8 protein-coding genes are annotated in these 11825 nt (G+C 40.5%); 3 read left to right on the top strand and 5 right to left on the bottom strand.

The features are described from left to right. Positions 1-912, top strand: a complete 912-nt coding sequence (locus GFH32_RS17175) for a hypothetical protein (RefSeq protein WP_153512770.1) — start codon at positions 1-3, stop codon at positions 910-912. Positions 913-974: 62 nt separating this feature from the next. Here GFH32_RS17175 and mobC read toward each other — a convergent pair whose 3' ends face one another. The 5 genes from mobC to GFH32_RS17150 form a co-directional block, all read right to left on the bottom strand. Beyond that, the gene (gene mobC / locus GFH32_RS17170) at positions 975-2960 is read right to left on the bottom strand and encodes a conjugal transfer protein MobC (protein WP_153512769.1); all 1986 of its coding nucleotides are present in this window, start codon (positions 2958-2960) and stop codon (positions 975-977) included. Then, positions 2953-4068, bottom strand: a complete 1116-nt coding sequence (locus GFH32_RS17165) for a relaxase/mobilization nuclease domain-containing protein (protein ID WP_153512768.1) — start codon at positions 4066-4068, stop codon at positions 2953-2955. The genes mobC and GFH32_RS17165 overlap by 8 nt, the downstream gene beginning before the upstream one ends. Further along, complete coding sequence (locus GFH32_RS17160; RefSeq protein WP_153512767.1) at positions 4059-4424, bottom strand: hypothetical protein; 366 nt, start codon at positions 4422-4424, stop codon at positions 4059-4061. Before GFH32_RS17160 ends, GFH32_RS17165 begins: the two co-directional genes overlap by 10 nt. Positions 4425-4443: 19 nt before the next feature. After that, positions 4444-5355, bottom strand: a complete 912-nt coding sequence (locus tag GFH32_RS17155; RefSeq protein ID WP_153512766.1) for a toprim domain-containing protein — start codon at positions 5353-5355, stop codon at positions 4444-4446. A gap of 557 nt (positions 5356-5912) precedes the next feature. Next, complete coding sequence (locus tag GFH32_RS17150) at positions 5913-6293, bottom strand: helix-turn-helix domain-containing protein (RefSeq protein WP_153512765.1); 381 nt, start codon at positions 6291-6293, stop codon at positions 5913-5915. Positions 6294-7225: 932 nt separating this feature from the next. Between GFH32_RS17150 and GFH32_RS17145 the strand changes: the two genes are divergently transcribed. Together GFH32_RS17145 and GFH32_RS17140 are read left to right on the top strand one after the other, a co-directional pair. Beyond that, a complete protein-coding gene (locus GFH32_RS17145; protein WP_160366844.1) occupies positions 7226-10429 on the top strand; it encodes a SusC/RagA family TonB-linked outer membrane protein in 3204 nt (1067 codons plus the stop codon). Between the two features lie 10 nt (positions 10430-10439). After that, positions 10440-11822, top strand: a complete 1383-nt coding sequence (locus GFH32_RS17140; RefSeq protein ID WP_153512763.1) for a RagB/SusD family nutrient uptake outer membrane protein — start codon at positions 10440-10442, stop codon at positions 11820-11822. Positions 11823-11825 lie beyond the last annotated feature (3 nt).

Genomic DNA, 11825 nt, shown 5'->3' with positions numbered 1-11825 from the left:
ATGGAGATACATGCAACTTTTTATTATCGTGTTGCGGACCATGTCATTAAAATCGTGGATTATTTGGGTCTGGAAATCGATCGGGCTTTGCCCAGCTTTTTGCCGTTTAGGTGCGCCGCACCCAAGATCGATCCGATGATGACCATCGCGATTAAAAGAAATACAAACATTTCTAACTTGCCGCCGCGAAAAATCTTGAGTGATATATCCGTGATTTGGCTGGAACGTTTTCGATTTGAAGAAAGCTCCGACAACTATTTTACCTCAATTCTAGGGACCAGGCAAAAGAGCGACTGGCTAATGTGTAGTGAAAAGGATTTCAGCCGTTCCGTCATTTATCCAGAAGCCGAAGAATTGTTTAATACCAACAAATTAAGTTGGTTAATTATGGTTGCTTTTGGGCAAGCATGTTTAGCTTATAGGACTCTATTGATACATGCTTCAGTTGTAGAAAATGGCCACGCTGCGGTTGCTTTTTTAGGCAAAAGTGGCACGGGAAAAAGCACGCACTCCCGGTTATGGATGAAGTACCTTCCTGAATTTGGTCTTCTCAACGATGATAATCCAGCGATTCGTATTTGCGGAGACAACCAGGTACTAATCTTTGGCACACCCTGGAGTGGTAAAACGCATTGCTATCGTCGTAGTGAATTCCCCCTGAATGCGCTGGTTCGCTTAGAACAGTCATCTTACAACGATTTATCGCAACAAAAAGAGATTCAAGCACTAACAGCAGTGCTTCCGAGCTGCTCGGCGATTCGATGGAACGCAAATCTTTTTAATCAGATGGTTAGCAGCTTGGAGCTAATTATTAGTCAAGTAAAGGTGGCCAAATTAAAATGTCTACCAGACAAAGGCGCGGTAGAACTCTCTCATTCCTTTGCTCTGGACGACCCCTTGCTTGTTCGGTAGCATGTTAATTTGAGCACATCGTGAAAGTTTCGTCTTTTTAAGACGAGGAAAAAAGGCTGAGTTTAGTTTTTTCGAATGACCAGATGTTGAAGTTCCGGATTGCTGAGCAATCGGTCCATTTCTGAATATGCAATTTCCAACACCTCTCTTTTTATCTGCAAGTATGATTGCTGGATGATATCTTCGTTTGCGAAGTTTCTAAGAGGCAATGCCGTGTAGGACGCCTCCTCGTTAGCTAAAGCATGATGATCATTAATGATTTTTGAATGAAAACCTTTTAGTTCGATTGGAGTCAGCGGGTCATCGGCAACTACACCGACAAATTCCCCAGCGGATAAATTAGAAATTGTCGAGGTAGGGATTGCCATTTCCAGCTGTTGGGAATAGCTGACCGAGGTGTCGGAGCTGTTTACGGAAAAACTTTGACGGTCTTGCATTATTTTTCCAAATCGCTCCGAGAGTAGCTTAGATGTCTCGCCGGAAACTTGTCCACTGATAACATTTCCAACAATGTTCATAATAACGTCAGCTAGATCGCGACCATAATCTTTGCGTAGCTGACTAATATCTTGTAGCCCCAGGCAGGTCGAAACACGATTGCTTCGCGCTGTGGCGATGAGGCTATCGATATTGTTTAAATAAATCGTCGGAAATTCATCAAAAACCAAACTGCATTTTCGCATCCCTTTACGGTTTACCTGCTTGATTAACCTGTTTACGTACAAGGACAGTACAGCGCCATAAGTTTGGATTTTCTGCGGATTGTTTCCCATACAAATTACTTTTGGATCATTCGGATTATTGATGTCTAGATTAAAATCGTTGCCCGAAAGCACATAATAGAGTTGCGGCGAAGATAATCTCGCTAGCGCGATTTTTGCTGAAGCAACTTGACCTTCCAACTGTTCCATAACGTTATTTAGATAAGCGTTTACAAAAGGATTAATCAAGACTTCGATCTCTTTATTTGTACGGAGCATAGAGAATAGGCGATCGTAATCCTGCTGCATGAGCTCAATAACGTGTGGTAATGTACAATACTCGCCATCTTGATAACGTTTGAGATACCAAATAACTGCAGTCAGTAAGTTGATAGAAGATTCGATAAAGAAGTCGCCTTGACGCTTAATCCAATCCCTATTTAAGCCCAATAGAATAGTGCGTGCTGACTCTGCTGCATCGGAAATATCATTCATTGCAGAGGGCTCTAGGGGATTACAACGATGCGTTCTGTTGAGATCGTCGAAATTGATGCAATAAAACTTTGTGTCGTTATGCGCACGCTTCTTTGAGATTTTCCAGTGATGGTAGGCGATTTTAGTGAGATCATCAAACTTAAAGTCGTAAATGAACATGGTGAATCCTTTCTGGATGTGTTGCGAGATGACATGGCGTATGACGAAGTATGATTTTCCTGCACCTGGACTCCCCAAAACGAGCAACGCCCGAAACGGGTTGATGATGTTGATCCAGCTGCGTCGAGTCTTCCTTCCCAGACGATATTCCGCGGGAAGGTTAATGGAATACTCATTATCAATTCGCTCTTCTTGTTGAGGAAAGGTTTGGTTAGTTCTATTGAAGATATCTTTTTCTATTAGCTGTTTTTTTAAAATGCGGCTAGCTCCGGTAACTCCCTTGATAAATAGCAACAGTCCGGCGACACATAGTAGACTATAGTTAGAAATATTGAAAAATGCGCTGAAGTGGAAATGTAGGACTATCGGACAAAGCAAAAACACTAGCAGTCCGAATATACTGCAAATCAAGGCTACCGACCAACGATAGGTTTTTTCTTTTCTCCCTTGTGTACCAATTAGTGAGCACAAAAGAAAGATCAGACATATAATTTTGGGCCGGTGAAATTCATTTAGTAACCCCGTCTCTTTTATGGCGAGCATTATACGATCGGTAAGCAACCACGTCAAGTTCTTCTCCTGGAATGCAGCATACCCCACATAATAAATATGTACGAGTAGTAAACAGAAAGCTATAGTTCGGCACATGTCCGCAATCTTTCTTAATGCTTGTATGTTTTCTCCGCTAGCCATTTTTTGACAAGGTGATGTTGTTGGTATCCCTGAAAATTTTATTTTTACCGTGGCTGATAGATGCACTTAGTTCGGCCATTTTTAACATGTTTTCAACGCTGATGGCGAGATTTAATTCACTAAGCCGCACAGCTACACGATCGACAAAACTGATGACGATAGCTAGTGGATCTTCATCTTTAGTGATTTTTGCATGAGTGATAACAATACCATTTTTTACTAAGGTTCGAGCCAAGCTTGCGTAGGAGTTCTCGGTTGAACAGGAAGCATAAAGTAAAACATTTTTGATTGTCGTTTCTGCTTTTTGTTTTCGATTTTCATTTTCCTTGAAATAGGTTGAAAGCTTCTGCCAAGTGGGAGCTGACGGCAGCCTGCTTGCTGGAATTCCGCTACTAACTGTTTTATTTTTTTCGTCCGTGATATAATAGAGCATTCCATAAGTTTGTCGAGGCTCGCGAGTTAAAATGATTGGTTTGATATGCCAACGGCTTAACAGTGCTGTCCAACTGTAGATATCGCAAACACAGTAATTTTTTAGTAAATAGTCTACAATATTTTCAATTGCTTGTTTGCTTGGAACGCTGCCATATTCAATTTTGCAAGGGGACGGCTGTTTTGCAAGGAATGATGCGGGAACAATTTTGTTTGTGTGAAGATCGTACAAACGAACTAGCTCTTTCACAGCAGGCAGTGAACGACGATACACGAACATACTTGTGTTTATTTTTGCTCCAGATTGATCAATGCATGTGGAAATTATATGTAGGTGAGGGATGGCAGTATCAAAGTGTTGATAGATCAGGTAGGGCTGTTGGCTAAGGCTCGTTAAACGCATATAATTTCTTGCAATTTCTGTGAGAAGACCTTGATCTAAATGCTGATTTTTCGGTGAGAAGGACAGAAGGAAATGCAAGCTCTTAATTTGAGATGTTACATTCTTTGCCTCCCAGTGGTTGAGATATTTCTTCGTTAATTCCTTTGTTAAATTATTTCTAAGCAATGGAAAGTTGCATGCCTGTAGGCATTGTGCGTTCCCCTCAAGCACTTTTCGCTCATTATAAGTTAAGGCGTGATGGAAGCTCTTTACATGGTGTACTCTTACAAACATAAGGCTAATAGTTTTTTGATCAATTCATTAAGCTCGATAATCTGGTAAGCAATAGAAGGCTGAAGTTCCCCACAATACCGTGTTTGGGTATGGGGAAATTGAAGGTCGTCGTTGTCTTCATGCAGCAAGCAAATGGAATTTTGAATTTTTGAAATCTCGATCAGAATATCGTCCATGGATTCATTGCGAATCCGCATGATGGTTGGCTTCCGAAAAATCATTCCTCGGAGATAAACGGACAAATTGGGGTAGATCGTCTTTTCACATTCCTTTTGGAGCCTCTGATATTCTGACGACGTTATTCGGATATTGACCGAACAATCTTTTTTAGTTTTCTTAATGCTCTTGGATCTCATATGCTAGCATTTTTGATTCTCACTTGATACGCAGCGTCCCGGTAGGATGTAATGTTTGGCGTTTACCGTATTCCATCACCCAATCGTTCAGATCTTTGTATCCTTGATATAATTCGCTTTGATCGTAGAATTTTGCACCTAAGCAAAGAGCGCGTTCTGTCAACGCTCTGCCTGCAGCATCCTGATCGAAAAAGAGCCCAACGCGATCGTAAGTGGCAAGAACTTGTTCTGCTCGTTCGAATAATGAGACGGAATTGAGGATAAGAAAATCGGCACTCTGATCATCGATCTGTTTATTTAGTGTTCTAAAGGTGAGGAAATCCATAAAGCCTTCAAATACTTGGATTTCTCGATTTCCAGTAGCGAAATGGCTAATATCTTTGGGAGAGGTGGATATTTTTGTAATAGGATTTCTTAATTCGAAACCGCCAGAACGATTCGCAAATCCGATGGCCTTATATTGGTTGTTTTTCACTCGATATGTTAACTCTCGACAATACAAATCGGCAATACTGATAGCGATACGCCGATGTTGTAAATATTCCAAAAGCTCAACCGAACGTAACGATGTATTCGATAGAATCTCAATTTTATTTTGCTTGCGATACTCCAATGGTACGGCAAGTGTTAGATTTCTCGGAAAAATTAATTTGCTGTCTTTTATTTTCGAAATGACATCTGCAATACTGCAATTCTCTAGGTGTATCCCCAGATCAATCAAACTTCCGCCTCTGCCAAGACCAAAGTCATACCACCTATTTAGTTTTCTATTGATTTTGAAAGAGGCCGTTTTTTCTATTCTTAGAGGAGACAAATACCAAAACTCATTTCCTCGTATTCGAATTGGTTCATAACCCAAACTTGACAGGTAATAGACTAAATCAATCTGTTTTACTTCTTCTAGAAAATCTGAGTTTTTGGAAGAGCTCATTTGCGTTATTTATCTAAACAACACTATTGTTGATTAAATAAAAGTAATCTATATGCTAAATAAAAAATAGTCCCCAATTAAAATGGGTATAGGGTCAGGGCTTGAATTTTTGATATAGGTATCAGCGAAGTGGAAGCTGTAAAATAGTTGAGAACTATAATAATTTATATGAATTTACTGTTCCCGCTAGAATGTAAATGCGCTAGTAAAACCTCTATCAGAGTTGGATTATTTTCCAATCGCCTAAATTGATTATTTCAGCGGCGTATGGGGATGCTTCGTTGAGAGTAGTGTTATGTAATACATTCAAATGGGCAGTTAGTCTTTATCCATTTGTTGTGTTCGAGTAGCGAACAAAAACTACTGTCTTCTCAGAAAATTTCCACGCTAATTTGAAATATCAAAGATTTATTTATCGAATGATAATTGTTTTGAAATAGTCGTATAATAGTAAGCGTTTAGTTATATACGCATTCCATGGGAATATATCAAATCTAAAAGTTCCATAGTTTTGAAATGTAATCAAATAGATCATATCCTAATTGAAGCTCGAATCGCTATTTATTTTTTTTTGAAACACCTACTATCGGGACAATCTCGACTACTGTATCCTCTAACGTTTTAGATTCAGTTCCATCCTTTTTTATTTTTGCAAGTTTTCGATAAATAACTTTTATCTGTTCATCTTTTGGTATACCGTTCGAATAGAAATCATCTAATCTTTCCAAATTAAATATTTTAGATAAAGTAATAAGGTGCCGCAGGTTATACTTCTCTGGTTGATTAAACGATTCACATTTCCCGACAAAAGTCTCATTTAAGCCCATCATTCGACTTAATGTCCTTTGCGACCACCCTTTTTGTTCTCTGAGAACTTTGATGTTTAAAATTAATTCGAATTCAACTCTGTTTGTAGTGATCTCAAAAATGTTTTTCATAAAAAAAAATGAACCAAATATTTGGTACGTTTTAAATATTTATTATATTTGTATTAGTGAACCAACAAGAAGGCGTAGAACGTCATAAACGATGTTTTTCTCAGACCCATAAAGAGCTAAATTTCCGTCGAGAATGCCGTGTTGTTCGCTCCATGCTTTTAAAAAAGTTTCGTACTTTTGAATTATTGCATGTGAGCGGCTTCACGTTAAACTTTGACGGCATCAACCAAACACTTTTTTGGTGTTGGATGATGGAGGGTTAGCTCCCCTTGGGTCTAAAGTGTGAGGCCGTTCCTTGCATAATTGCAATGGACATCAAGAGATAGCATCGTTCTAATAAACAATTGATTATGAGAACGAAACCAAAGAATTGGCATCTACCAGTTTTCCAGTCCGAGGGGCCAGAAAAATGGTTTTCCAAAAAGTCTTTATACAAGAACGTATACTGTTCACCAGAATAAAATCGGTCAAAATAACAGAAGATATGGGCCTAACCTAAATGATCAGGCCCGTATTTCCTGTTTCCAGTCACCCGCAATGCAAAAGCAGAGCGTTCCCAATATAATGGGTTAGACTAGTTTACTGATTTTACTTATTCACTATAAATCTAAACTATTTTTTTCATTGTATCAAGGGATGATCTAATCTTGTTAAATCAATTTGATTTGAGGGGTGGCTGGTTATTTGTAAATATCTGATAACAGGCATTATATCAGCTATCTAACAGATTTCGAGTTTGATGTTAACAGATTCTCGCTAAGAAAATTTTGCACGGATTTTCTAATCCACTGCAGAACCAAACCAATTGACCGATGAAAAATCTATACCTTTTATTCCTTGGCAGATTTCGATCCGCTAAAAATCTACTGTTACCAATTTGTCGTAGATGCTGTCTAGCCACAGGTTGCTCGCGTTGCTACATTTTAATTTTTTTGATTTGTTGTTTTAGTTCGTTTAATAGTAAATCAGTTGCTCAGCAGCCCCAAAACCCTGGGGCCAAGAGCAACATCCTAATTAAAGGTACTGTTCGCGCTGCTTCCGATAGCGCATTCCTTTCGCAGGTGACGATTCGCAATGGAAGTAAATTAGTGAAAACGGACAAACTAGGAGAGTTTACCTTGGGAGGCCTTCTTTCGGAAAATGTGATCCACGTCGCCCACCTGGGCTTTAAGGATACCATCATCTCGGTATTTGCTGATGATTTCCATATTTTTTTGCAGCCCTCAATCAATAAGCTCCAAGAAGTCGAGGTGTTTAGTACTGGTTACCAGCGCGTATCACCTCAGCGAAGCACAGGAAGCTTCGTGCATATTGGAAATGAACTGTTGAACCGTCGGGTGAGTACCGACATTCTCAGCAAAATTGAAGACGTTGTTCCTGGATTAATCTTCAATCGTAACACGCCTATATCTGGTGCAAATGTTTCCACTAGCTCGATGAGTATTCGAGGGCAGAGTACGATCCTAGGAAATGCCGAACCACTGATTGTTGTCGATAATTTTCCCTATGAGGGTGATCTTAAGGATATCAACCCAAACGACGTCGAATCAATCAGTGTTTTAAAGGATGCTTCGGCAGCTTCTATTTGGGGAACGCGTGCAGGCAATGGCGTTATCGTAATCACGACCAAACAAGGCAAGTTGTCAACGGAATCAAAGGTTGCGGCCACATCAAATTGGACTATCGGCGAAAAGCCTGATTTATTTTATCAGCCCATGATGAGTTCGGCGGATTTCATTGCGATGGAACGATTACTTTTTGATAGAGGATACTATGCAAGCGAGGAATCTTCTTTTTCCAATTCAGCACTCAGTCCAGTCGTTGAATTACTCATTGCTAAACGGGACGGGATGATGAGCGAAAGTAACGTGGAAGCACAAATCGATAAATTAAAACGTGTAGACTACCGGCGTGAGCTCGAGCGATATCTCTATCAAAATTCCCTTGCTCAGCAACATGCGATCAATATATCTGGGGGATCAAAAAAGCACACATATTATCTCTCAACTGGCTATGATAAGAATTTAAATAGCCAAGTGAAGACAGGTTTCCAGCGGATGACGGTAAGCACAAATCAATCCTTCAGACTTTGGAAAGATCGATTGACTTTAGCGACAAACATCGCCTATACACGAACTGTTGAAAAGCCTACTTACACGATCTTTGATGCATTCAACAATGTACCGTATTATCCCTACGCGAGCTTTGTGGATGCACAGGGAAATCATCTGGCGGTGACAAAAAATTTTCGAAATAGTTTTATCGAGCAAGCGCAACAGAAAGGACTACTCAATTGGCAATATTTTCCTCTGGATGAATTAGAGCTATATAATAATCAAAAGTCCAGCGCCAATTACAAACTTGGAATCAATGCCAATGTCAGGTTTTCTCCATCGCTCTCGGCGGATGTTCTCGTTCAATATAACCAGGTTGCCGTAAAGGATGTGAATCAACAGGATGAACAAAGTTACTATGTGCGAAATTTGATAAATAGCTTCACCCAGATTGACGACTCAGGGAATCTGTCCTTTGCGATACCAAAAGGGGATATTGTCGATTTAGGAACAGTAGCAATCAAAAATCAGAACGTTCGTGCTCAGTTAAACTTTAATCGGGATTGGCATGCTGTTCACCAATTAGATGCTTTTGCCGGACTGGAGATGAAAGATTTAAATAATGTGCGTGATGTGACGCGCCGCTACGGGTACAACGCAGATCAAGGAACGTTTTCGGCAGTAAGCTACCTTATACCTTTCCAACAATATTATTCAAATTATGGGGGATCAAGTCAGATTCCGTATGTCGATTCGCAAAAAGATTTAACGGATCGCTACCGATCTTATTATGCCCATGTGAGCTACGCCTTTAGTCAGAAGTACTTACTTAACGCGAGTGCTAGATTGGATCAAAGCAATATCTTTGGCGTAGAGTCAAATCAAAAAGGCGTTCCTTTATATGCTGTTGGAGCAGCCTGGAACCTGCATAAAGAGCATTTCTTGAAACTAGACCTGTTTTCAAAGCTAAAACTTAAATACAGTTTTGGATACAACGGGAATGTCTATAAAAATATCTCATCCCTGCTGACGGCAAGGTATGAAACCGCGTACCGTTATCCTATTAATTCCGGCTTGCCTTATGCGGTGATCACCAACCCACCTTATCCCAATCTACGTTGGGAACGTGTTCAGGTGAATAACATCGGACTCGAATTTGAAAGCTTCAGCTCTCGATTGTCTGGAAATTTCGATTTATTTTTTAAAAAAGGAATAGACCTGATTTCCCAGCGCTATACTGACCCAACCATTGGAGCTCAAAAAGTGACCACCAATAATGCGGCAACTAAGAGTTGGGGATTCGATCTCTCCTTAAGTTCAAAAAACCTACTTGGCGATTTTGCTTGGCAAACGGACGTTCTTCTTTCTCATATCAATGAACAAGTGACAGATTATAACTTCGAAGTCAATGAAAGTGACTTTGTTAACATGGGGTATCCAATTGTTGGCAAACCTTTATTTTCCTTACATAGTTACGCTTGGGCAGGACTTGACCCGCAGAACGGAAGTCCCAAAGGCTATCTAGATGGTACGGTCACATCAGATTACACAGCAATTTTATACCAAAGCAAAAAATCTGATTTGATTTACAATGGGTCTTTGCGACCAACTTGGTTTGGGTCTTTGCGCAATACCTTCGCTTACAAAAAGATACAATTATCCATCGCACTCGCCTATCGGCTTGGCTATTTTTTTCGTAAAAACACCGTTAACTACTATTCTGTGCTCACTGCGCAGGGTGGACATGGGGACTTTGCGCTACGCTGGCAGAAGCCTGGAGACGAGAACTTCACTCAAGTGCCTGCCTTGCCTGATCAGCCGGATGATCCTGCGATTGGATTTTACTTGAGTGCTGATGTATTGGCTCGGCGAGCGGACCATATTCGTTTGCAAGATATTAGGTTCGATTATCAGTTAACTAAAAAAGAGGGAAATCACCTCCCCTTTAAAAATTTGACCTTTTTTATTTATGCGAATAATTTGGGGGTGCTCTGGGTAGCCAACAAGGAAGGGATCGATCCTGATTTTCAAACTGCGCCCTTGCCTAGGACCATTTCCACTGGACTGATATTGAATTTTTAATCCTCGAAATATGAAAAATTTAAATGTTGCTTTGATTATCGTGTTCTCGCACTTATTGCTAGGTTCCTGTAGCCGTGATTTTTTGGACGTAAAACCCGATAAATCATTAACGATACCCAATAATTTAAAGGATTTGCAAGCCTTACTGGATAACAGTGATGCGGTGATGAATCTTAGTCCAAATTTTGGTTTGTTTGGATCCGATGATATTTACATCACGGATAATGGCTTAGCTTCCATGACCGCGCCGTTTAATTCTGCTTATCTATGGGAAGCAGATTTCTATACGGGCGAAACCAACAACAGCAATAATTGGAATACCCCCTATGAACAGGTTTTTTATGCAAATGTTGTACTAGAAACTTTAGCGACCTTGGACGCACCAGAGAACTCCACCGAAGTTCAATCGATCAGAGGAAGCGCTTATTTCTTCCGCGCCTTCGCATTCTACCAAATTGCGCAACTGTTTTGTAACCCTTATGCCCACGCGACCGCTCAGAATAGCTTGGGCATCCCCTTAAGGCTAAGTTCGGATATCAGCCTTGCTTCCAAGCGATCTACGATCAAAGAAACGTACCAGCAAATTTTAGCAGACTTAGACTTAGCTGTCGAATATTTGCCTTTGTCTCAATTGAAAATGACGCGACCAACTAAAACTGCAGCCTATGCCTTGCTTGCTAGAGTTCATCTAATTATGGCCGATTTTTTACAATCCGAACATTTTGCTACTATCGTTTTAGAGACTTCTAGCTCCCTGCTGAATTATAATTCGCTAAACCCCTCCGCCAACAGGCCTTTTTCAAACGTGCTTGGAGTCGGAGTTAATCCCGAAGTACTATTCTATAGCAGCATGAATACCAATGCCACTTTGCAGTCATCTGCAGAAGTATGTGTGGATACTGCTTTATATCAGCTGTATGCCTCAAATGATTTGAGAAAAGCACTATTTTTTAAACCCAAATCAACGAATCTTTTTCATTTTAAGGGGCAGTATACCGGCTCCTCAGCGCTATTTAGCGGACTTGCTATCGATGAAGTCCTCCTCACGCGTGCCGAATGTAGAGCGCGGTTAGGGAACTTACAGGGGGCGCTCGCTGACCTGAATTACCTGCTGGAGCACCGCTGGAAAGAAGGTTCATTTGAACCTTTAGTCAGTACGAAGGCGGATGTTGTCCTGAGTTCCATTTTAGCTGAACGTCGCAAAGAGCTGGTTTTCCGCGACTTGCGATGGGCGGATCTGCGACGCTTGAATAGCGATCCGAGCTACAGCAAGACACTCTTTAGGCAGCATAAAGGCCAACGCTATACGTTGAAACCTGAGCATCCAAGATATACCTTGGCGATTCCTCCACGTGTATTGATGTATGCTCATCTAGAACAGAATCCTCGTTAAATT

This window comes from Sphingobacteruim zhuxiongii (genome assembly GCF_009557615.1).
Classification (GTDB): Bacteria; Bacteroidota; Bacteroidia; order Sphingobacteriales; family Sphingobacteriaceae; genus Sphingobacterium; species Sphingobacterium zhuxiongii.
This window is presented reverse-complemented; position numbering and strand designations above follow the sequence as displayed.